The sequence below is a fragment of the Curtobacterium sp. PhB128 genome, from assembly GCF_004340725.1.
Lineage (GTDB): Bacteria > Actinomycetota > Actinomycetes > Actinomycetales > Microbacteriaceae > Curtobacterium.
Genome location: NZ_SLUR01000004.1, coordinates 192,818 through 214,500 on the forward strand (window position 1 = coordinate 192,818; position 21,683 = coordinate 214,500).

Consider the following 21,683-nt stretch of genomic DNA (forward strand, 5'->3'; position numbering starts at 1 on the left):
GTCTCAGCCGCCGATCGCGCTCATGCCGCGCGTCGGGTGCACGAGCTCGTCGCTGTCGTCGCCGTGATCGCGCGGCTTCGCCCACATCGCCCGGCGCCACAGCTCGGCCAGGTCGTCGTCGGAGACCCCCGCGCGCATCGGGCCGAGCACGTCGGTCTCCGCGTCGGAGAACAGGCAGCTCCTGACGTTGCCGTCGGCGGTCAACCGGGTGCGGGTGCAGTCGGCGCAGAAGGACTCGGTGATGCTCGCGATGATGCCCACGGTGCCGAGTGACGCACCGGAGTGTGCGTCCTGCACCCGGTACCGCTCGGCCGGGGCGCCGTCACGCGGTGCCTCGTCCGGCGTCAGCACGAACGACGACGCCAGCAGCGCCCGGGTCTCGGCAGCGGTCACCATCTCGGTGCGGTCCCAGGCGTGGTCGGGGTCGAGTGGCATCTGCTCGATGAACCGCAGCTCGTAGCCGCGGTCGAGGCACCAGCGCAGCAGCTCCGGCGCGGCCTCGTCGTTGATCCCGCGCAGCAGCACCGCGTTGACCTTGATGTCGAGGCCGGCGTCGTGGGCGGCGGACAGCCCGGCGATGACCTTGTCGAGGAACGGGCGGCGGGTCACGGTGGTGAACACGTCCGGGTCGACGGTGTCGAGCGACACGTTCACGCGCCGCAGCCCGGCGTCGTACAGGGCCTGGGCGCGGTGGGCGAGACCGATGGCGTTCGTGGTGAGCGACAGTTCCGGGGCGTCGGGCAGCGCGGCGCACCGGGCGATCACGTCGACCAGGTCGTGCCGGAGCATCGGCTCGCCGCCGGTGAACCGCACCTTGCGCACGCCGAACCGCGACGCCCCGATCCGCACCAGCCGCTCGATCTCGGCGGCGGTCATCAGGGCGTCGTCGGGGGCGAAGGGCAGCCCGGCGGCCGGCATGCAGTAGGTGCAGCGCAGGTTGCACCGTTCGGTCAGCGACACCCGCAGGTCGATCGCACGGCGCCCGAAGCGGTCGACGAGCCCGGCGGACGCCGGGTCCATGGTCGTGCCGAGCAGGGTCGCGGGTGCCATGCGGCTCAGCGTACGTGTTCGACGCTCCGGAACGACAGCCGTTCCCACCAGCGCCGCCAGTCCGACCGGCTCGTGCGCAGGAGCGTCACCACCACGATGACGGCCACGGCGGCGAGCAGCCACCACCGGTAGGCGTCCGTCGACGGCCACACCCCGCGCAGCGCGATGGCGAGCCCGATCGACAGCCACTCCCACCGCCCCGACAGCACCACGAACGGGATGAGCAGCAGCGCGTACCAGGGGTAGCGCGGGGTCACGGCGAGGAACGTGACGCCGATCATCAGGACCTCGCCGGACCACGGCCGCGACGGGTCGGACAGCCGCCAGGCCACGAAGGCGGCGAGCAGCACGGCGAGCCCGACCACGACGGTCGCGGCGTCGCCCCGGAAGACCAGCGACACCAGGGCGAAGCGCGAGCCGTCCTCGTAGCCCTCCTCGCTCAGGTAGCCGGGCAGGTACCCGAGCACGTCGAGCCCCGTCGTCAGCACGTAGGGCACGTAGAGCAGGCCGAACACGGCGATGCCGACCGGGATCGCCCACCAGGAACGCCACCGGCCGAGCAACGGCGGGTACACGATCGCGGGGATGAGTTTGGTGGCCGTGGCCGCTCCGAGCGCGATCCCGCCCCAGATCGGTCGACCGAACGCGACGAGGACGGCACCCGCGGTCGCGAGCGCCGCGCCGAGGGCATCGACGTGCGAGTTCGTCACGGCCTCCGACGCCACGAGCGGCGACCAGGCCCAGAGCGCCGCCCACCAGGTCGGACGACCGGTCTTCCGCAGCACCACGACGAGGGCGATGGTCACCACGAGCGAGAGGAGCAGGCCCGCAACCTGGAACGGCATGTACTGCGCGGTCGCCGGCACGAACGCACGGACCGCGGCGAACCAGAGCTGCGCCATCGGCGGGTAGATCGTCGTCACGTCCGGCCGGTTGATCGCGGTGCAGTGGCCGTCCGCGCCGTCGCCGAGGCCGCGGAACCGGGGCTTGAGGTCGTCGCACGTGCCGTTCACCTTGTCCGGGAACAGCCAGTCGGGCCGCAGACCGGACAGTGCCGTGGACTGGGGGGTGTGCGCGTAGGGTGAGACTCCGGCATGCTGGACGATGCCGTCCCACGCGTACCGCGCCGAGTCGGTGCTGGTGCTCGGGGGGCCGGCCAGCGCCGCGAGGCCGACCACCACCGCCCCGACCATGACCACGGCGGTCATCCACCGGGCGGGCACGAACCGCAGCGCGAGCACGGCGATCACGAACACCGTCCAAGCGATCAGCGTCCACGCAACGAATGACGAACGAGTGTCGGATCGGAGGAACCCCAGATGCGTGACGCCGAAGGCGATGACGCCCGCGAGGGCCAGTACTCCGACGACCGCGCCCACGACGGCGAGGCGGGCACCGGGTCCGACGGCGGAGGACGGTCGGACGGCACGCAGTCGGTCGCTCATGGTCCGTCGAGGCTAGCGGGCGTGCGGCACCTGCTGTTCGAGGCGCGGGCCGCGCTGGCCTCGCCGAACCGGAACGCGCGCTCCGCGGTGGTGCTCGGACGACTGCTCGGCATCGCCTTCGTGGTGTGCTTCGGCACCGGCATCTACAGTCACCTGCTGCAGGAGCCCCTCGGCTGGATGCGGTTCCCGACCCGGCCGACGCAGCTCTACCAGTTCACCCAGGGCCTGCACATCACCACCGGCATCGCGATCATCCCGCTGCTGCTGGCCAAGCTCAACACCGTCATGCCCGCGCTGGTGCAGGTCCCGCCGGTGCGCGGCGTGCTGCACCTGTTCGAGCGGCTGTCGATCGCCGTGCTCGTGTCGGCGTCGATCATCCAGGTCACGACCGGCCTGCTCAACACGTACCAGTGGTACCCGTGGCCGTTCCCGTTCCGCCAGGTCCACAACGCGATGGCGTACGTGATCATCGGGTCGCTCATCATCCACATCGCGTCGAAGCTGCCGGTGATCGCCCGCTACTGGCGGAAGCGCGACTCCTACGACGAGCAGGGCCGGTTCATCGTGGACCCCGCGTCCGGCAGCGAGTTGCTTCCCCCGGTACGGGAGGCCCGCCCCGCGTCCGCCCCGCCGGCTGCGGGTGCCGAAACGGCCCAGTCCATGGCCCCCGGCCTGCTCGGCCGCGTGTTCCGCTGGATCGACGGCGTCGACGCGGTCAAGGCGGTCGAGGCGGTCGACGCAGCCCCGGACGAACCGGCGGCCGATGCGCCGGAGCCGACCCGGGCCTCCCGGTCGGTCGAGGAGCGCGCACAGGGCCGACGCCAGCGGATCGCACGACGCGGGTTCTTCGGTGGCGTGACGGCCGCGGTCGTCGGCGTCGTCGCCCTGACGGCGGGGCAGTCCTCGAAGCTCGCTGAACCGTTCAACGTGTTCGGCGCGCGCCAGCGCGGTCTCGGCGCGAACGGCCTGCCGGTCAACCGCACCGCCCGCGCGGCGGGGGTGCTCGCCAGCGCGACCGCCGCGGACTGGACGCTGACCGTCGTCGGACCCGACGTGACCCGGACCTTCGTGCGCGCGGAACTCGTCGCCCTCGGCACCACCGAGGTCGACCTGCCGATCTCGTGCGTCGAGGGGTGGAGCCAGATGGGCAGCTGGAAGGGCGTGCGGATGCGCGACCTGCTCGGCGCCGTGCAGGCCGAACCCGGATCGCACGTGCGCGTCACGAGCCTGGAACGACACGGCGGCTACCGGATCATGGACATGGGGCCGGAGTACGCCGAGGACCCGACCACCCTGGTCGCGCTCGAGCTGAACGGTTCGACGCTCGACCTGGACCACGGGTTCCCGGCGCGGATCATCGCTCCGGGGCGACCGGGCGTGCTGCAGACCAAGTGGATCGAGAAGATCGAGGTGCTGCGGTGAAGGCCGCGCGGATCGTGCTCGTCGTGCTCGGCGTGCTGGTGATCGCGTTCGGCGCCTACGTCCTGGTGACGTCGGTCAAGCCGAACCGGATCGGCGGGCTGGCGACCTGGCTGCTCGGCGCGGTGATCCTGCACGACGCGATCCTGTCGCCGTTCGTCGTCGGCGCCGGACTGCTCCTGCGTCGGGCGGGGCGGTCGCTCCGGGCGTGGGTGCTCGTCGTGGTGCAGACGGTGATCGTGCTCGGCAGTGTGCTCGCCCTCGTGGTGCTGCCCGAGATCGCGGCGAAGCGGCACGGGCAGAAGAACCCCACGATCCTGCCGTTCGACTACGGCACGCGGTTGCTGATCGTCGAGGGGGTGCTGCTGCTCGTGGTGGTGGCGGTGCTCGTCGTCGGAGTGGTTCGTGCGCGGCGGACGGCACTGGTTAAAGCGACAACCATTCGGTAGGATGCAGACATGACCGACGAGACCCCGTGGCTCACCCGCGAGCAGCTGCGCGCGTGGATGAAGCTCGTGGCCGTCATGGAACTCCTGCCGGCGGCGCTCGACCAGCAGCTGCAGCGTGACGCGGACCTGACGCACTTCGACTACATGGTCATCGCGATGCTCTCCGAGACCGACGGCCGCACGCTGCGCATGTCGGCGCTGGCCTCGGCGACGAACGCCTCGCTGCCCCGGCTGTCGCACGTGGTGTCCCGGCTCGAGAAGCGCGGACTCGTGACGCGCTGCCCCTCGACCTCGGACCGCCGCGCGACCGACGTCCAGCTCACCGACGCCGGGTACGCCACGATCGTCGAGGCCGCTCCGGACCACGTCCGCACCGCACGCCACGTCGTGATCGACGCCCTGAGTGACGAGCAGGTCGTCCAGCTCGACGGCATCGCGGCCGCACTGCTCACACGGCTCGACCCCGAAGGGCGGTTCGCTGCCCTGACGTACCCGCGGGACGACGACGACACCGCGATCTGCGAGGCCCGGCTGACCGGCGCCAGCACCGACTGAACGGCGCTGTGCGCCCGCGTCTGCGCCCGCGTCTGCGGGCTCGGTCGTTGCAATAGGCTCGGCCCATGACCGACCCCGCCGCGCCGTCCGACACGTACTCCTACCTCGGACCCGCCGGCACCTTCACCGAGGCGGCCCTCAAGCTCGTCGAGGCCGCGGCCGGCAAGCCCTGGCGGAGCGTCAACAACGTCGGTGAAGCGCTCGACGACGTCATGTCCGGCCGCTCGGTCGGCGCGGTCATCGCGATCGAGAACAGCGTCGACGGCGGCGTCAGCGCGACGCAGGACGCCCTCGCCCGGATCCCCGGCGTACGGATCGTGGGGGAGTACCTCGTGCCGGTCGACTTCGTGCTCGTCGCGCGCCCCGGCACCGTGCTCGCCGACGTCCGCACGGTGAACGCGCACCCGGTGGCGTACGCGCAGACCCACAACTGGCTCGAGGCGAACCTGCCCGGCCACGGCCACATCCCGGCGTCATCGAACGTCGCCGCCGCGCTCGCCCTGCTCGAGGCGAACCCCACCGCCGACGCCGCCGTCGCACCGCCCGGCATCACCGACCACCACGACGTCGTCGTGCTCGCGTCGTCGATCGGCGACAACGCCTCGGCCGTCACGCGCTTCGTGCTCGTGTCCAAGACCTTGGCGCTGCCCGAGCCGACCGGTGCCGACAAGACGAGCGTCATCGTCGAGCTGCCCGCCGACCACCCCGGCGCCCTGGTCGACATGCTCGAGCAGTTCGCCACCCGCGGCATCAACATGGGGCTGCTGTCGTCGCGGCCGATCGGTGACGAGCTCGGCCGCTACCGGTTCGTCATCGACCTGGACGGGCACGTGCAGGACGAGCGCGTGGCCGACGCCCTGCTCGGTCTGAGACGGTTCAGCCCCCGCGTGACGTTCCTCGGGTCGTACCCGCGGGCCGACGGCGCGCAGCCCGAGGTGCCGGCGCGCTACTCGGACGCCGCGTTCGTCGAGGCGCGGGACTGGCTGCGCGCGATCGTGTCCGGCGAGCCCGACGCGGGCTGACGCGCGGCGCTGTGCTCGTCGGTCGGTGCTGCCGCTCGGTGCGAGGTTGATCACTCCGTGCGCCCGAACAACCTCGCACCGAGTGAGCAACCGCGCACCGGCCGCACTGCCCGCGTACCGCTCAGCGCTTGCGGCCGCGCACCCAGCTCGGCTTCGGCTCGACCGTCGGCACCTTGACGGTCAGCGAACCCGGGTCGATCCGCGCACGGAACGCCGTGATCTCGCCCACCGGGTCACCGTCGATCTCGAACTCGTCGGGCTTCTCGAGCCGCAGCGTGAACTCCTCGCCGCGCATGTACCGCAGCGGACGTTCCTGCTTCGCCGCCGTGGTGATGCGCCGACCGATCAGGGTCTCGGACAGCGCCGAACGCCGGAACCAGCGCAGGATCCCGTTCTCCCAGAACACGCGTGCACCGATCCGCACCCAGCCGAAGAAGCCGCGGGGGCGCATCACGACGATGTCGAACACGCCGTCGTCGATCTCGGCGTCGGGCAGCAGCATCGCGTTCGCCTGCAGCATGCCGCAGTTGCCGACGATGACCGAGTGCGCGCGCACCGAACCGTTGCGGGCCGACTCGTCGAGCCGGTACTTGAACTCGAAGCCGTCGGTGTCCCGCACGGAGCGGAGCAGCGAGTCGAGGTACGCGAGCCACCCGACGCGCTTCTTCAGCTCGGGCCGGGTGTTCGCGATCATCCGGGCGTCGAGCCCGAGGCCCGCCATCACGACGAAGCCGAACTGCTCGCGGGCGCCGTCCGGCCGCTCGATGCCGATGAGGCCGAAGTCGATCGCCCGCTCGTGGCCGGAGAAGATGGTGTGCGCGCTGCTCGCCAGGTCGTCGAGGGGGAGCTTCATGTTGCGGGCGAGCAGGTTGCCCGTCCCGCTCGGCAGCAGCGCGAGCGAGGCACCGGAGCCGTGCACGACCTCGGCGACCGCGCGCACGGTGCCGTCGCCACCCGCGGCGGCGACGACGTCGGCCCCCGCCTCGAGCGCTGCGCGGGCCATGCCCCCGCCCGGGTCTTCCTCGGTGGTCTCGAACCAGAGCGTCTCGGCCCAGCCGGCTTCCTGCTGGTGCTGTTCCACGGTGGCCTTGAGGGTCGGCAGGTGGACCTTGACCGGGTTGTAGACCACGGCAGCCGTCCGGTGCTCGGTGGGGAGGGCGTCCTGGTCCGCGGGCGCGGTCTCCGAAGGGGTCGACATGGGATCAACGGTACCGATCGGACGCTGCGAGCGGCGGGTTCCTCCCCATGTCGCCGCCTCTAGGATGGAGCGGTGATCGATCCCCAGCTGCTTCGTGACAACCCGGACGTCATCAAGGCCTCGCAGGAGTCCCGCCGCGCATCCGTCGCCGTGGTCGACGAGGCCGTCGCCGCCGACGCCGCCCGACGCAGCGCGATCACCGCGTTCGAGTCGCTCCGCGCCGAGCAGAACGCCTTCGGCAAGACCGTCGCCAAGGCCCCGAAGGACGAGAAGGCCGCGCTCGTGCAGCAGGCCCAGGCGCTCTCGGCCCGGGTGAAGGAAGCCCAGGCGACCGTCACCGCGGCCGAGGAGACCTTCAACTCCGTCGTGCGCGCCATCCCGAACGTCGTGCTGCCCGGCGTCCCCGCCGGTGGCGAAGAGGACTTCGTCACCCTCCGCACCGTCGGCACGAAGCCCGAGTTCGACTTCGAGCCGAAGGACCACGCCGACCTCGGCGAGCACCTCGGCATCATCGACATCCCGCGCGGCGTGAAGGTCTCCGGCTCGCGCTTCTACTTCCTGCGCGGCCTCGGCGCCCGGCTCGAGATCGCGCTCATGTCGCTCGGCCTCGACCGCGCCATCGCTGCCGGCTTCGAGCCGCTCATCACCCCGACGCTCGTCCGCCCCGAGACCATGGCGGGCACCGGCTTCCTCGGCGAGCACGCGGCCGAGGTCTACCGGCTCGAGGCCGACGACCTGTACCTGACCGGCACGAGCGAGGTCGCCCTCGCCGGCTTCCACGCCGACGAGATCCTCGACATCGAGAACACCGCGCACCGCTACGCCGGCTGGTCGACCTGCTACCGGCGCGAGGCCGGCTCGGCGGGCAAGGACAACCGCGGCATCCTGCGCGTGCACCAGTTCAACAAGCTCGAGATGTTCGCCTACGTCCACCCGGACCAGGCCGAGGCCGAGCACGAGAAGCTCGTGTCCTACCAGGAGCAGATGCTGCAGGACCTCGGGCTGCACTACCGCGTGATCGACGTCGCCGCGGGTGACCTCGGCACGAGCGCGGCGAAGAAGTACGACATCGAGGCCTGGGTCCCGACGCAGGGCACCTTCCGCGAGCTCACCTCGACGTCGAACTGCACGACGTTCCAGGCTCGTCGCCTCGACATCCGGTACCGCACCGAGAGCGGCAAGACCGCCCCGGTCGCCACCCTGAACGGCACCCTCGCGACCACCCGCTGGATCGTCGCGATCCTCGAGACCCACCAGCAGGCCGACGGCTCCGTCGTCGTGCCCGAGGTGCTGCGCCCCTACCTCGGGGGCGTCGAGGTGATCGAACCCCGATGACCTCCCAGGGGCGGTTCGTCGACGGTTCAGCGCAGGACGCCGGTGCCGGTGCTCCCGCCCGCACGAAGCGGTGGCTGGTGGCGCTCGACATCGACGGCACCACCATGCGCGAGGACGGCGTCATCACGGAAGCAGTCGTCGCCGCCGTGCGCGATGCCGAGGCCGCCGGGCACGAGGTCATGCTCTCCACGGGCCGCAGCGAGGGCATGACGGTGCCGCTGCTCGAGACCCTCGGCATCGAGCCGAAGTACCTCGTCTGTGCCAACGGTGCGCTGACCCTGGCCCGCCGTCCGGACGGGTCCTACGAGCGTGTCCACGTCGAGCACTTCGACCCGAGCGACGTCCTGCAGACCATCCGTGGCGCCTTGGAGAACGCGGCCTTCGGCGTCGAGGACGAGACCGGCCACTTCCGGTTGTCCGAGAACTTCCCCGCCGACACCATGACGAACGCGGGCGAGCTGGTGCCGTTCGAGCAGCTGCTCACGGTCGAGGCCACCCGCGTCGTCGTGATCTCGCCGGAGCACGGGCTCGAGGAGTTCCTGCAGATCGTCGAGGACATGGGCCTGCACAAGGTCTCGTACACGGTCGGGTGGACCGCGTGGCTCGACATCGCACCAGAGGGCGTGACGAAGGCCACCGCGATGGAACGCGTGCGCGAGTGGCTCGACATCCCGCGGTCGCGCGTCTTCGCCGCGGGCGACGGCCGCAACGACATCGACATGCTCCGGTGGGCATCGACCTCCGGTCGTGGCGTCGTGATGGGGCAGGCTCCGGACGACGTCGTGGACGCCGGCAACGAACTCACCGGTGGCGTGTCCGACGACGGCCTGGCAGCGGCGCTCGACTCCCTGCCGCGCTGACCCCGGCATGCGCTGACGCGCACGGCAGACGGGAGGCCCGTTAGACTTCCCGGGACGCGGTCACGTCTCGCCACGTGGTCGCGTCACTGGAGGGTTGTCCGAGCGGCCGATGGAGCCTGTCTTGAAAACAGGTGGGCAGAGATGTCTCGTGGGTTCGAATCCCACACCCTCCGCCATGGACACCCGGTTGCGCCTGCTCCGCGTCGACGACGCGGCGACGCTCGCCGCCGTCATCACCGCGAGCGCCGAGCACCTGCGCCCGTGGGAGCCGTCCCGGGCCCCGGCGTACTTCACCAAGCAGGGCCAGCACGATGTCGTCGTGCAGTCGCTCGCTGCGGAGCGCGCCGGCACCGCGGTCCCGTTCGTGATCGAGTCGACCGACGGTGAACTCCTCGGGCGCATCACGCTGAGCGGCATCACCCGCGGAGCCCTGCAGTCGTGTGCCATGGGGTACTGGATCCGCGCTGACCGGCTGCGCCAGGGCCACGCCTCCCGCGCCGTCGCCGCCGCTGCCGTCCACGCGTTCGACGTCCTCCGACTCCACCGGGTGCAGGCCGAGACGCTTCCGGAGAACGTGGGGTCTCAGCGTGCCCTCGAGTCCGCGGGGTTCAAGCGCTACGGGTTCGCGCCGGAGTACATCACGATCAACGGAGCCTGGCGCGACCACGTCATGTTCCAGCTCCTCGCACCCCCTCCCGCCACACGGCGCACTCGATGATCGAGGTCGTCGAGTACCAGCCGTCGTGGCCCGAGCGGTTCGCGGTGTTGCGGGACGCGTACGCCGCAGCCCTCGACGCCGCCGGTGCGCCCTACCGCAGCATCGAGCACGTCGGCAGCACATCAGTGCCCGGTCTCGCGGCGAAGCCCGTGATCGACGTCGACATCGTCGTCGATGCCAGCGACGTCACGGCGGCGGTCGCAGCGCTGGCCGTGATCGGCTTCGAGCCACGGGGAGACCTCGGCGTCCCCGACCGGCAGGCCTTCCGGACTCCGGAGCACTTCGCCCCGAGCAACACCTACGTCGCCACGGCCGGATCGCTCTCGCTCCGGAACCACCTCGCCGTCCGCGACGTGCTGCGCGCCGACCCGGGGCTGCGCGACCAGTACGCCTCCGTGAAGCGCCGAGCGGCCGCCGAAGCCGAGGACATCGACGACTACATCGAGCGCAAGAGCGGCGTGCTCGGTCGTGTCCTGGCTGCCGCAGGCATCTCCGTCGAGGAGCGCGCCGCGATCAGCGCCGTCAACCGCGACATCACCGATCGCGGTGCCCGCGGTTGACGGTCCTGGTTCGGGAACCTCGCGGTTCCCGAACCAGGACCGTCAACCGGCCCGGTCCTCGACGTCGCCGTGTTCGCGCTCCCACTCGTCCTTCCGCGCCACCGCCTGGTCGAGCTGCTGGTTCCTGACGGCACGCTCCGCCGCGGTCTGACCGACGTAGCCAGCGACGGCGAGCAGCGCCGAGCCGACCCCGAGCAGGATCTTCAGCAGCTCGCCGTCCGACGTCGCCAGCAGCCAGAGCGCGAGCGCGCCGAAGCCGGTGATCGGGACTCGGAGGGCGGACGCCAGGAACTGCACGTCCTCCACCGTACGGCGTACGCCGCGCCCGCGACCGGACCTCAGGCGGTCGCGAGCGCCGGGTACAGCGCCGTCAGCGGCGCACTGAGCCCGGCGCGGACGTCACGGCTGACCTGGTCGGCCAGGACCTCGTGCTCGCCGGCCTCGACGGCGTCCCAGATGAGCCGGACGATGTCGGCCGGGTCGGACTTCTCGACGTCGAGCCCCGCGGTCATGCCGGTGTCCGTGTAACCGAGGTGTGCGCCGACGACCTGGGTGCCCTGGGGTGCGAGCTCGAGGCGGAGCGAGTTCGTGATCGACCAGAACGCTGCCTTCGACGCCGAGTACGCGCCGGCGAGCGCGACCCAGCTCAGGGCCGAGTGCACGTCGATCAGCGCGCCGCCGCCGATCGAGGGGGCGAAGGCCTTGGCGACACGGAGCGCGCCGAAGACGTTCGTCGCGAAGATGCGCTCGACCTCCGCGACGGAGGTGTCGACGAGCGGGTCGGCGCCGGCGATCCCGGCGTTGTTCACGACGATCGTGGTGTCCGCGGCGGCACGGGCTGCGGCGTCGACGCTCTCCTGGCTGGTGACGTCGAGGGCGAGCGGCACGATGCGCTCGTCGTCCCAGGTGCGCGGGGTGCGGGCGGTCGCGTAGACCTTGGCGGCGCCGCGGTCCAGGGCCTGCTGGACGAACTCGGCGCCGAGGCCGCCGTTCGCTCCGGTGACGAGGACGATGGCGTTGGTGAGGTCGGTCATGAGGGGCTCCAGACGAGAGAAGTTGAGTACGAAAACCGAACCTAGCACGTTGTGTCCGGAAATCGAACTCAGCTAGGATGAAGGCATGCTCGGCATCCTCGGCGGCGACGAGCGCTGCCCCATCGCACGGTCCCTCGACGTCCTCGGCGAGAAGTGGACGCTCATGATCGTGCGTGACGCCCTCGCCGGTTCCACGCGCTTCAGTCAGTTCCAGCAGAGCCTCGGCGTCCCGCGCGAAGTCCTGACCGCACGACTGGCCTCCCTCGTCGACGGGGGAGTGCTCGAGCGCACGACCTACAAGCCGGAGGGTGCCCGGGCGCGCGAGGAGTACATCCTCACCGACGCCGGCCGCGATCTCTCGCTGGTGCTCCTGGCGCTCGGCGGCTGGGCGGATCGGTACCGCCCCACGGAGCTGACGTCGGACCTGCGCTTCGTCGACTCCGATTCCGGCGAGCCGGTCGAAGCGGTCGCGGTGACGCAGGAGTCCCAGCAGCGTGTGCCGCTCCAGCGGCTCACCGCCGTCATGGACCCGGCCACCTGACGGACGGGAGGCCCGTGGCGGCCCCGCCCCGCGCCTCCAGGACGGTTCGGTGGTGCGTCAGCGACGCACGTCGCACCCGCAACTCGCGCCCAGGACCAACTCGGCGGGCACCAGATCGCGGTGCCACTGGTTGTCCGCGTCGAGCCCGAGCACACGGTCGACGGCGGCGGTCGCCATCGTCTCGATCGGCTGCCGGACCGTCGTGAGCTGCGGGTTCGTGTAGTCCGCCTCGGCACCGCCGTCGAACGACACGATCGCGACGTCCTCCGGTACGCGCAGCCCGAGTTCCCACAGTGCCCGCAGCACACCGACGGCCTGCATGTCCGAGCTGACGAAGACGGCGCGGGGTCCCGTCCCGTCCGCGAACATGCGCAGGCCGGCCTCGTACCCGCCCCGTCGGGTGAAGTCGCAGCGCACGATCGGGCCGTCCGGCAGCCCGGCGTCGCGCAGGGCCCGCATCCAGCCCTGTTCGCGGAGCTCCATGGAGCCGGCGTGCCCCATGACGAGGCCGATCGACCCGTAGCCGTGCTCGACCAGGTGCTGGGTGCCGTCGTACGCGCCCCGCAGGGCGTCGACGCCGATGCTGGCGTACTCGGGCACCTCGAAGAAGGTGTTGAGCAGGACCATCGGGATGCCCGGGTCCGACACGGTGGACAGGTCCGGGTGGGTCATGATGCTCGTGACGATGATCCCGTCGACCTGGCGGGCGGACAGGCTGCGGAGCCGCTCGCGCTCCTGGCTGGCGTCGCCGTCGCTGTTGGCGAGCAGGACGTCGTAGCCGCGGGCTGCTGCGGCGTGGGTGACCTCGACGGCGAGCTCGGACCAGAAGGGGTTGTCGAGCTCGGGGACGATGAGGCCGAGCATCTTCGACGACCCGGTGCGCAGGGCCTGGGCGCTGGCATTCGGCCGGTACCCGAGGACCCGGATGGCGTCACGGACCCGGGCGGCGGTGGCCGCCGCGACGGGGCGGGGGCCGTCGTGCACGACGTAGCTGACGACGGAGGTGCTCACGCCGGCGTACCGGGCGACGTCGGCGCGGGTGACCGCCCTCGGGGTCGTCGGGACGCTCACGGGTGCCACCTTCGTCGGCTCGGAAGTCGCGTTCGGGTGCCGGCCCGTGTGGACCGACACCCGAACACCACTTGCTATTCGCTGGCGATACTAGACGAGGGCACCGCCGTGGTCGTCTCCGGGGCGTCCCCGAAGTCCGGCACCTCGAGGCGTGCGCCGCCCTGCAGGGCCGACTGGTGGGCGATGATGCCGGGCAGCGTGAAGCGAGCGGCGGTCCAGGCGTTCACCGGCGGCAGCGTCCGGTCGACGACGGCGCGGACGAAGTCGTCGGCGAGGAACTGGTGCGAGCCCTCGTGCCCGGTCGGCACGCCGGCGTACTCGGCGGGCAGGCGGTCGGTGTCGTGCACCTCGGCGTACCCGGACACGAACGCGTCGCGCAGCGAGGGGTCGACGCCGGCGAGACGCGGGTCGTCGAGGTCCATCGTCGCCTGCGTGTTGATCTTGTCGCTGATGTCGTGCGAGTCCTCCTTGTCCTGCCAGACGCTGGTCTTCGCGAGCTGTTCGAAGCTCGCTTCGGTGCCGAAGTAGCGGAAGCGGGACTCGCGGATGTGCGACGGGTAGCCGACACGGCGCATCTCGTTGATGCGCATGACGCCGCCGTTGTCGAGCTCGAACAGGGCGGTGGCGTTCGAGAAGTCGTTGTCGAACTGGCTGACGTCCTTGTCGAAGACGCCGTCGCCCCGGTCGTCCTTGACGCCGATGCAGCTGACGCTGACCGCGTGTCCGGGGATGGCGCCGAGGACGCCGCCGACCGAGTGGGTCGGGTACAGCATGGGCGGGTAGCTGGCGGTGCGCTTCCAGTCCTCGCCACCGCTGAACTGGTACGCGGCGTAGAACCCGAGGTCCATGTCGTGCACGTAGTCGCCCTCGGAGTAGAAGACCCGGCCGAAGGCGCCGTCGGCGACCTGCTTGCGGGCGAACACCGTCGCGGGGTTGTAGTAGCTCGTCTCGCCCATCATGTAGGTGAGCCCGGTCTCGCGGACGGCCTCGATGATGTCGCGGATCTCGTCGACCGAGATCGCCATCGGCACCGCCGAGTAGACGTGCTTGCCGGCGCGGAGCGCCTTGACGACGAGCGGACCGTGCGTCCAGCGCTGCGTGAAGATCGCGACGGCGTCGACGTCCGAGGCGAGCACGGCGTCGAAGTCGGCGAACGTTCCGTCGAGGTGCTGCGACTCGACGAGCTCCGACGCGCGGTCGTCGACGAGGTCGGTCACGAAGACGCGGTCGACGTCCGGGTGGAGCTTGAACAGCTTGGCGAACTGGGGGGCGAACTGGCCCGCGCCGACCATTCCGACAGAGATCATCAGTGACCTTTCCAGGGTGAGGGATGCGTCGCCGGGCAGGTCGCGCCGATGCGATCGACCGCCATCCTGACACGATTGTCTACACGTGACAACCCCGGATTCGGAGCGTGAAAGAGACTCTTGCTACCCGGTGTCACCACGTGTAGATTCCCGGCTCACGGACTGCTGCACGTCAGTCCACCGCAGACGAAGGAGTCGCGATGGCCACCGAGAGCCCTGTGTCGTCACCCTTGACGACCGCCAGCACGAGACGGAGGAGTCGGGCAGCCGACCTCCCGCTCGCCCGTACCACCGTCCCACGCCGCCGCCGTCCCCGGAACGACCTGTGGCTCGCGCTGCTGTTCATCGCGCCGGCCGCGATCGGCTTCGTGGTGTTCCTCGCCTGGCCGACCGTGCGGGGCATCTACCTGAGCTTCACGTCCTACAACCTGCTCACCGAGCCGGAGTTCACCGGGCTGCAGAACTACGCGCGGCTCGTGCAGGACTCGATCTTCTGGCACTCGATGGTCGTCACGATCGAGTACGTGCTCATCAACATCGTCATCCAGACGGTCGTCGCACTGTTCATCGCCGTGATGATGCACCGCCTGACGAAGTCGACCTTCGTGCGCGGCATCGTCCTGGCGCCCTACCTGGTGTCGAACGTCGTCGCGGCGCTCGTCTGGCTGTGGATCCTCGACACCCAGCTCGGCATCGGCAACGAGATGCTCGCGGCCCTCGGCCTGGACCGCATCCCGTTCCTGCAGAGCGACGTCTGGGGCATCCCGTCGATCGCGCTCATCAACGTGTGGCGGCACGTCGGCTACACGGCGCTCCTGATCTTCGCCGGCCTGCAGTCGCTTCCCGAGACGGTGTACGAAGCCGGCCGCATCGACGGTGCGAGCGAGTGGAAGATGTTCTGGCGCATCACGGTGCCGCTGCTTCGCCCGATCCTGTCGCTGGTGCTCATCATCACGGTGATCGGGTCGTTCCAGGTGTTCGACACCGTCGCCGTCACCACGCAGGGCGGCCCCGCGAACGCCACGAACGTCGTGCAGAACTACATCTACAACCTGGCGTTCGGCCGGTTCCAGTTCGGCTACGCGTCCGCGGTCTCGGTCGCGCTCCTCATCGTCCTCAGCATCATCACGATCATCCAGTACCGCCTCACCCGCTCGGGTGAGTCGGACCTGGACTGAACGGAGCGCCGCACCATGACCACGACCCTCACCCGTTCCGTCACCACGAAGCGTCCGCCCCGACCCGGAGCCGGCCACCGTCGCCGTCCGTCGGTCGGCCGCGTCCTCGCCTGGGTCGCGATGATCATCGTCATCGTCGTCACCCTGTTCCCGTTCTACTGGATCCTGCGCACCGCCCTGTCGTCGAACGGTGCGATCAACTCCGACCCCACGTCGCTGCTGCCCGTCGGGTTCAGCCTGGGTGGGTTCGAGCGGGTCCTCGGCCTGCAGTCCACCGAGGAGGCCCTCGCCCAGGGTGGCTCCGGCGCCGCCCTGAACTTCTGGCGGTACCTGCTCAACTCGGTGATCGTGTCGACGCTCGTGACGGTCGGCCAGGTGTTCTTCTCGGCCGCTGCCGCGTACGCCTTCGCCCGACTGCGCTGGCCCGGACGCGACAAGGTCTTCGGGGTGTTCCTCGCCGGCCTGATGGTGCCCGCGATCTTCACGCTGCTGCCGAACTTCACGCTCATCAAGCAGCTCGGGCTCGTCGACAACCTGCTCGGCATCGCGTTGCCGACGATGTTCATGACCCCGTTCGCGGTGTTCTTCCTGCGGCAGTTCTTCCTCGGCATCTCGAAGGAGGTCGAGGAGGCCGCGCTGATCGACGGCGCGGGCAAGGTCCGGGTGTTCTTCCGGCTCGTCATCCCGATGGCCGCTGCGCCGATCGCGACGCTCGCCGTGCTGACGTACATCACGAGCTGGAACGACTACTTCTGGCCGCTCATGGTGTCGTACACGGACAGCTCGCGGGTGCTCACCGTCGCACTCGGCGTCTTCAAGTCGCAGTCCCCGCAGTCCGGCACCGACTGGGCCGGGCTGATGTCCGCGACCCTCGTGGCGGCGCTCCCGATGATCGTGCTGTTCGGCGTCTTCGCCAAGCGGATCGTCAACTCCATCGGCTTCTCCGGGATCAAGTAGCCCCGGCTCGGACAGGACCACCACACCATGACGAACACCCTCTCCCGCCGCGCACTGTTCGCGGGCGGCGCTTCAGCCCTCGCCCTCGGTGCGCTCGCCGCCTGCTCGTCCCCGAGCCGGGGGACCGCCTCGAAGAGCGGCGCCCGCACCGTGAGCTACTGGCTCTGGGACTCCAACCAGCTGCCCGCCTACCAGCAGGTCGCGAAGGCCTTCCACCGCGAGAACCCCGACATCACGGTGCAGATCACCCAGCTCGGGTGGGCCGACTACTGGACCAAGCTGACGGCCGGGTTCATCGCCGGCACCGCGCCGGACGTCTTCACCGACCACCTGACGAAGTTCCCGCAGTTCTCCGACCTCGACGTGCTCTACAAGCTCGACGAGCTCGACGCGACGAAGTCCATCAGCGACGACGACTACCAGTCCGGCCTCGCCGAGCTGTGGAAGGGCCAGGACGGGCACCGCTACGGCTCGCCGAAGGACTGGGACACCATCGGGATGTTCTACGACCGGAAGGCGATGCAGAAGGCTGGCGTCTCCGACGACGAGCTCGCCACGCTCGAGTGGAACCCCGACGACGGCGGCTCGTTCGAACGGATGCTCGCGCACCTGACCATCGACTCCAAGGGTCGGCGGGGTGACGAGCCCGGCTTCGACAAGGAGAACGTCGAGGTCTACGGCATCTCGTCGAACGGGTCTGGCGGCGACGGCTTCGGCCAGACGCAGTGGTCGCCCTTCACCGGGTCGACCGACTGGTTCTACACGAACGAGAACCCGTGGGGCGACAAGTTCCGCTACGACGAGAAGACCGTGCAGGACACCCTCGCCTGGTACTACCGCCTGGCCGACAAGGGCTACATGGCGAAGTACGGCGTCTTCTCGACGACGACCGGTCCGGACGTGCAGCTCGGCGCGGGCAAGTGCGCGCTGTCGTTCAACGGCTCGTGGATGATCGGCACGTACCTGAACATGAAGGACCTCGACATCGCCGTCGCCCCGACGCCGATCGGGCCGACGGGCAAGCGGGCGTCGATGTTCAACGGGCTCGGCGACTCGATCACGAAGCAGGCGAAGGACCCGGAGGCGGCGGCGAAGTGGGTCGCGTTCCTCGGCAGCGACACCGCCCAGGAGATCGTCGGCCGCGCAGGCGTCGTGTTCCCGGCCCGTCCCGCCGGTACCGAGGCGGCGGTCGCGTCGTTCCGGAAGCGCGGTCTGGACGTGTCGGCCTTCACCCGGCAGGTCGAGGAGAAGACCACGTTCCTGTTCCCCGTCACCCGCAACCCGGCGGACGTGCAGGCGCTGTTGCAGCCGGCCTTCGACAACGTCTACGCGAACGGCAAGCCGATCTCGACGTTGACCGGCATCAACGAGCAGGTCAACAACCTGCTGGCGCTCACCTGACCGCGCGGGTCGCCTGACGCGGTCTGACGCGACCACCCCTCGGTCTGGAGGCACGGGGCACGCCCGCCCCGCGCCTCCAGACCGTCAGACTGGTCACGTGGAACGACGTGAGCAGATCCTGGTGGCCGCTGCGGAGGAGTTCGACCGCGTCGGCTTCGCCGCCGCGACGATCGCGGCCATCGCCCGCGGGGCGGGCGTCTCGCAGGGGGCGCTGCACTTCCACTTCCCGACCAAGCTGGCCCTCGCGCTCGGTGTGATCGACGAGCAGAACGTCCGGACCTTCGACGTCGTGAGCCACACCGAGCAGTCACCAGCAGCTGCCCTGGTCGGCGCCTCGCGAGCCATCGCGGAACTGCTGCAGACCGACCCGATCGTGCGCGCGGGCATCCGGTTGTCACTGGAGCGCGGCGAGTTCCACGCGGCCACGGTCAGCTTCTACGAGCAGTGGATCGGCGGGATCGTGGACGTGTTCCGGCTGGCGATCGCGAGCGGCGAGCTCCGCACCGACCTGACCGCGGAACAGCTCGGTTCCACCGTCGTGCCGTACTTCACGGGCGTGCAACTGGTGTCCGACGTCCGTACCGGGCGAGCCGACCTGTTCCCCGCGGTCGCGACGATGTGGCGGGTGGTCCTGACGGCCACGGCGGACCCGGCGCACCGCGACCGGCTGCTCGGGGTCGTCGACGAGGCGTTCAGCGGTCGTGGAGTTCGCGGTCGCGGAACCACTTGAGCAGCCACGCCGCGCTCGTGCGGTCGAAGGACCGCGGGAAGTCCGTCTCGCCGGACAGGAACGGACTGAAGCCCGGCTCTGCGTGGACGTCCGCGTCGTCGAGCGAGCGGTAGGCCATCGACCAGCCGTCGAAGCGTCGTCGCTCGATGTCCTCGCGGATGAGCGACTTCACCTCGCCGTGCCGCGGATCACGGCTGATGGCGGCGAACCGGTCGTCGACGCTCCACGCGGGGCCCTCGAGCAACTGCATGAAGCGGCCGCCCTTCACGACGAGCAGCCCGGAGACACCGAGCGCCTCGTTGCGGAGCCGTGAGCCGTCCAGCAGCGTCGCGAGGTCGCCGTCGTCGAAGGGGACGACGGCGCGACTCATGTAGACGATGGAGACGAGCACGGGTCCATGGTGTCAGTCGGCGGGGAGTTCGTGGGCCGTGACGTCCTCGTTGCGCTTCTTGCGCCACGGACGCGCGGGGGTGTTCGGGCCGTCCCAGACCAGGATCGCGCCCCATGCGGCGGCCAGCAGCGGCACCGAGATGATGGCACCGGTGATGCCGGCCAGGACGGTGCCCGCGGTCAGGCCGATCAGGATGACCAGGCCGTGCAGCTTGAGGGTGCGTCCCATCAGCACCGGCTGGAGCAGGTTGCCCTCGAGCTGGTTCACCAGGATCACGATCCCGACGACGATGAGCGCCTGGACGGGACCGAGTGCGACGAGCGCGACCAGGGCAGCGAGGATGCCGGCTGCCGTCGCACCGACGATCGGGATGAAGGCCGTGATGAACACCACGACGGCCAGGGGGAGTGCCAGCGGGACGCCGACGATCGCGATGCCGACACCGATGCCGATGGCGTCGACAGCGGCGACCGTGGCGGTACCGCGCACGTACCCGCCGAGGGTCGAGACCACGCGGTCGCCCACCCGGCGTGCACGGTCGTAGCGCTCACCGGTGAACGGGCGGAGCAGGAACTCCCAGATGCTCGGGCCGTCCTTGAGGAAGAAGAACAGCACCACGATCATCAGCACGAGGCCGGTCAGGAAGTTCGCGGTGGCCGAGGCACCGGCCAGGGCGCCGGAGCCGAACTGCGCACTCGTGATGAAGTCGGTGACGGACGCAACGGCGTCGTCGACCTGCTTGTCCGAGATCGAGATCGGCAGGTTCTTCGCGAAGTCCTGCAACTGCTGGAACCCGTCGACGGCCGACTTCTGCAACTGCGACCACTGGTTCTCGACGGCGACGACGATGAGCCACCCGATGAGCCCGAGCACCGCGAGGACGCCGATGAGCACCGCGAGGGTCGCGAGGACCGACGGCACCTTGTGCTTGCGCAACCAGGACACGATCGGGTGCATGGCCGAAGCGATGATGAGCGCGAGGAGCACCGGGATGGTGACGACGCTCAGCACGCTGCCGGCGTAGACGACGCCGGCGATGACCACGACGACGATGATCACCTGCAGGCACCGCGTCGCCAGGCGGCCCGTCGAGTCGGACCACGCCGCCTGGATCTTCGAGGGGGTGGTCGGCTGGGGGCTGTCGCGGAAGAACGGCATGGGATCGACCGTACTGATCCGCGGGGCGGCGCGCCCGGACCCGCGCCCGGCGTCGCGGATCAGGTGGAGACGGTCCGCCGGACGTCGACGTCGTGTGAGTCCCGTGCGGCGGGCGCGACGACGAAGGCGGCGACGAGCAGCACGAGGGGCACCAGCATCGCCGCCTGCAGCCCGAGGTGCTCGCCGACGAAGCCGAGCAGGGGCGGTCCGACCAGGAACGCGATGTAGCCAGCGGTCGCGACGACCGACACCCGGCGGTCCCCGTCGGTCGGGTGGTCACCCGCTGCCGAGATCGCGAGCGGGAACCCGAGCGCGATGCCGAGCCCCCAGATGCCCGCGGCGATCGCCGTGACGACCGGACTCGGCGAGACGACCACGAGCAGGACCCCGATCCCGCCGACCGCGGCACAGAGCCGGACGACCGGGCCCCGCCCGAGCCGCGTGACGAGCGGGGTGCCGGCCGACCGGCCGATGAGCATGGCGAGCGCAAACCCGGTGAAGACCAGCGAGCCGACCGCTTCCGGGGCGTCGTGGTCGGTCGTCATCAGGAGCGGGAGCCAGTCGCTGGCGGCACCCTCGGCGAAGGCCATCGCGAGCGTGATCACCGCGATGAGCGCGAGCTGCACGGTGATGACGGAGCGGCGGGTGGCCGTGGTGACGCGGGACGTGCCGGCGGCGTCTGCGGTGTCGGCTCCCTCCGTCTGCACTCCGGCACGCGGCAGCGGCTGCAGGTTGAGGGCAGCGAACGCCGCGAGTGCCGCCATCACCGCAGCCCCCACGAGCAGGTGCACGAGCACCGGTGTCCGGGCAGCCGTCATCGCGATGCCGACGACACCGCCGACGACGGTCCCCAGGCTGAAGCAGGCGTGCAGCACCGGCACCACCGGGTGGCCGATGCGCCGCTCGACCGCGGCGGCCTCGACGTTCAGCCCGATCTCGGCGACCCCCGACCCGAACCCGATCAGGAACAGCCCCGCCCAGACACCCGCCGGCACCTGTGCCGGGGCGAGCAGGGCGACGAGGACCATCCCCACCACGGGCAGCGCGCCACCGAGCAGGATCAAGGGTCGTGTCCCGAGCCGTCGGACGAGCGCACCGGCGCCGAGGATCCCGATCATCGACCCGATCGACAGCCCGAGGAGCACGAGCCCCATCGCCTCGATCGACGCCCCGAGTTCGTCGCGGATGGCGGGCGTCCTGGTCACCCACGTGGCGATGCCGAAGCCGGTCATCGTCGACGTGGCGAACAGGGCCCCTCGAGGGTGCCGGGTCATGTGACCATCTGATCGGTCCGCCGACGGCCC

At 70.5% G+C, this 21,683-nt stretch carries 23 protein-coding genes and 1 tRNA gene; 14 read left to right on the forward strand and 10 right to left on the reverse strand.

Translation table 11 applies throughout. The features are described 5' to 3' along the window. Positions 1-3 precede the first annotated feature (3 nt). A complete protein-coding gene (gene moaA, locus EDF23_RS09105; RefSeq protein WP_131921470.1) occupies positions 4-1,050 on the reverse strand; it encodes a GTP 3',8-cyclase MoaA in 1,047 nt (348 codons plus the stop codon). A gap of 5 nt (positions 1,051-1,055) precedes the next feature. Beyond that, positions 1,056-2,495 carry a glycosyltransferase family 87 protein gene (locus tag EDF23_RS09110; protein WP_123938377.1) on the reverse strand — a complete coding sequence of 480 codons (1,440 nt, stop codon included), beginning with the start codon at positions 2,493-2,495 and terminating at the stop codon, positions 1,056-1,058. 21 nt (positions 2,496-2,516) lie between these two features. On the opposite strand from EDF23_RS09110, the gene EDF23_RS09115 reads away from it, so the two are divergent. The 4 genes from EDF23_RS09115 to pheA all read left to right on the forward strand — a co-directional run bounded on the left by EDF23_RS09115 (position 2,517) and on the right by pheA (position 5,940). Continuing rightward, the gene (locus tag EDF23_RS09115) at positions 2,517-3,917 is read left to right on the forward strand and encodes a molybdopterin-dependent oxidoreductase (protein ID WP_207895467.1); all 1,401 of its coding nucleotides are present in this window, start codon (positions 2,517-2,519) and stop codon (positions 3,915-3,917) included. Then, positions 3,914-4,363 carry a hypothetical protein gene (locus EDF23_RS09120; RefSeq protein ID WP_123291837.1) on the forward strand — a complete coding sequence of 150 codons (450 nt, stop codon included), beginning with the start codon at positions 3,914-3,916 and terminating at the stop codon, positions 4,361-4,363. Before EDF23_RS09115 ends, EDF23_RS09120 begins: the two co-directional genes overlap by 4 nt. 9 nt (positions 4,364-4,372) lie before the next feature. Next, complete coding sequence (locus EDF23_RS09125; protein ID WP_131921471.1) at positions 4,373-4,918, forward strand: MarR family transcriptional regulator; 546 nt, start codon at positions 4,373-4,375, stop codon at positions 4,916-4,918. Positions 4,919-4,983: 65 nt separating this feature from the next. Then, positions 4,984-5,940: a prephenate dehydratase gene (gene pheA, locus EDF23_RS09130; RefSeq protein WP_123338582.1), complete on the forward strand. Its 957-nt coding sequence runs from the start codon at positions 4,984-4,986 to the stop codon at positions 5,938-5,940. Between the two features lie 121 nt (positions 5,941-6,061). Here pheA and EDF23_RS09135 read toward each other — a convergent pair whose 3' ends face one another. Further along, positions 6,062-7,138, reverse strand: a complete 1,077-nt coding sequence (locus EDF23_RS09135) for a diacylglycerol kinase family protein (RefSeq protein ID WP_131921472.1) — start codon at positions 7,136-7,138, stop codon at positions 6,062-6,064. Between the two features lie 72 nt (positions 7,139-7,210). On the opposite strand from EDF23_RS09135, the gene serS reads away from it, so the two are divergent. The 5 genes from serS to EDF23_RS09160 all read left to right on the forward strand — a co-directional run bounded on the left by serS (position 7,211) and on the right by EDF23_RS09160 (position 10,611). Beyond that, positions 7,211-8,473, forward strand: coding sequence for a serine--tRNA ligase (gene serS, locus EDF23_RS09140; protein ID WP_123938376.1), 1,263 nt, complete (start codon positions 7,211-7,213; stop codon positions 8,471-8,473). Then, on the forward strand, positions 8,470-9,333 hold the full coding sequence (locus EDF23_RS09145; RefSeq protein WP_131921473.1) for an HAD-IIB family hydrolase: 864 nt from the start codon (positions 8,470-8,472) through the stop codon (positions 9,331-9,333). The genes serS and EDF23_RS09145 overlap by 4 nt, the downstream gene beginning before the upstream one ends. An 88-nt stretch (positions 9,334-9,421) precedes the next feature. Then, positions 9,422-9,509 (forward strand) — tRNA-Ser (locus tag EDF23_RS09150). Further along, on the forward strand, positions 9,509-10,051 hold the full coding sequence (locus tag EDF23_RS09155) for a GNAT family protein (RefSeq protein ID WP_131921474.1): 543 nt from the start codon (positions 9,509-9,511) through the stop codon (positions 10,049-10,051). The genes EDF23_RS09150 and EDF23_RS09155 overlap by 1 nt, the downstream gene beginning before the upstream one ends. After that, positions 10,048-10,611, forward strand: a complete 564-nt coding sequence (locus tag EDF23_RS09160) for a GrpB family protein (RefSeq protein WP_131921475.1) — start codon at positions 10,048-10,050, stop codon at positions 10,609-10,611. The genes EDF23_RS09155 and EDF23_RS09160 overlap by 4 nt, the downstream gene beginning before the upstream one ends. A 42-nt stretch (positions 10,612-10,653) precedes the next feature. On the opposite strand, the gene EDF23_RS09165 is transcribed toward EDF23_RS09160, so the two are convergent. Both EDF23_RS09165 and EDF23_RS09170 read right to left on the reverse strand, forming a co-directional pair. Beyond that, entirely contained in the window at positions 10,654-10,908 is a 255-nt protein-coding gene (locus EDF23_RS09165; protein ID WP_123938372.1) for a hypothetical protein, read from the reverse strand. A 41-nt stretch (positions 10,909-10,949) separates the two neighbouring features. Then, positions 10,950-11,645, reverse strand: a complete 696-nt coding sequence (locus tag EDF23_RS09170; RefSeq protein ID WP_123291847.1) for an SDR family oxidoreductase — start codon at positions 11,643-11,645, stop codon at positions 10,950-10,952. Between the two features lie 85 nt (positions 11,646-11,730). Here EDF23_RS09170 and EDF23_RS09175 point away from each other — a divergent pair, with 85 nt between their 5' ends. Continuing rightward, positions 11,731-12,186, forward strand: coding sequence for a helix-turn-helix domain-containing protein (locus tag EDF23_RS09175; RefSeq protein WP_131921476.1), 456 nt, complete (start codon positions 11,731-11,733; stop codon positions 12,184-12,186). A 57-nt stretch (positions 12,187-12,243) separates the two neighbouring features. On the opposite strand, the gene EDF23_RS09180 is transcribed toward EDF23_RS09175, so the two are convergent. Both EDF23_RS09180 and EDF23_RS09185 read right to left on the reverse strand, forming a co-directional pair. After that, positions 12,244-13,257, reverse strand: a complete 1,014-nt coding sequence (locus EDF23_RS09180; RefSeq protein WP_243648871.1) for a LacI family DNA-binding transcriptional regulator — start codon at positions 13,255-13,257, stop codon at positions 12,244-12,246. 74 nt (positions 13,258-13,331) lie between these two features. Beyond that, positions 13,332-14,567 carry a Gfo/Idh/MocA family oxidoreductase gene (locus tag EDF23_RS09185; RefSeq protein WP_131921478.1) on the reverse strand — a complete coding sequence of 412 codons (1,236 nt, stop codon included), beginning with the start codon at positions 14,565-14,567 and terminating at the stop codon, positions 13,332-13,334. A 197-nt stretch (positions 14,568-14,764) separates the two neighbouring features. On the opposite strand from EDF23_RS09185, the gene EDF23_RS09190 reads away from it, so the two are divergent. The 4 genes from EDF23_RS09190 to EDF23_RS09205 all read left to right on the forward strand — a co-directional run bounded on the left by EDF23_RS09190 (position 14,765) and on the right by EDF23_RS09205 (position 18,830). Next, complete coding sequence (locus tag EDF23_RS09190) at positions 14,765-15,742, forward strand: sugar ABC transporter permease (RefSeq protein ID WP_228506149.1); 978 nt, start codon at positions 14,765-14,767, stop codon at positions 15,740-15,742. Positions 15,743-15,757: 15 nt separating this feature from the next. Then, positions 15,758-16,699, forward strand: a complete 942-nt coding sequence (locus EDF23_RS09195; protein ID WP_123291849.1) for a carbohydrate ABC transporter permease — start codon at positions 15,758-15,760, stop codon at positions 16,697-16,699. 27 nt (positions 16,700-16,726) lie between these two features. After that, positions 16,727-18,100: a sugar ABC transporter substrate-binding protein gene (locus EDF23_RS09200; RefSeq protein WP_131921479.1), complete on the forward strand. Its 1,374-nt coding sequence runs from the start codon at positions 16,727-16,729 to the stop codon at positions 18,098-18,100. Positions 18,101-18,197: 97 nt separating this feature from the next. Then, positions 18,198-18,830, forward strand: a complete 633-nt coding sequence (locus tag EDF23_RS09205) for a ScbR family autoregulator-binding transcription factor (RefSeq protein ID WP_165901075.1) — start codon at positions 18,198-18,200, stop codon at positions 18,828-18,830. Here EDF23_RS09205 and EDF23_RS09210 read toward each other — a convergent pair. The 3 genes from EDF23_RS09210 to EDF23_RS09220 are packed head-to-tail and all read right to left on the reverse strand — an operon-like array spanning position 18,793 to position 21,653. Continuing rightward, on the reverse strand, positions 18,793-19,221 hold the full coding sequence (locus EDF23_RS09210) for a BLUF domain-containing protein (RefSeq protein ID WP_111084665.1): 429 nt from the start codon (positions 19,219-19,221) through the stop codon (positions 18,793-18,795). The two genes, EDF23_RS09205 and EDF23_RS09210, sit on opposite strands and share 38 nt — an antisense overlap. A 12-nt stretch (positions 19,222-19,233) precedes the next feature. Then, positions 19,234-20,379, reverse strand: coding sequence for an AI-2E family transporter (locus EDF23_RS09215; protein WP_123291852.1), 1,146 nt, complete (start codon positions 20,377-20,379; stop codon positions 19,234-19,236). Between the two features lie 59 nt (positions 20,380-20,438). After that, entirely contained in the window at positions 20,439-21,653 is a 1,215-nt protein-coding gene (locus tag EDF23_RS09220) for an MFS transporter (protein WP_131921481.1), read from the reverse strand. Positions 21,654-21,683: the final 30 nt, after the last annotated feature.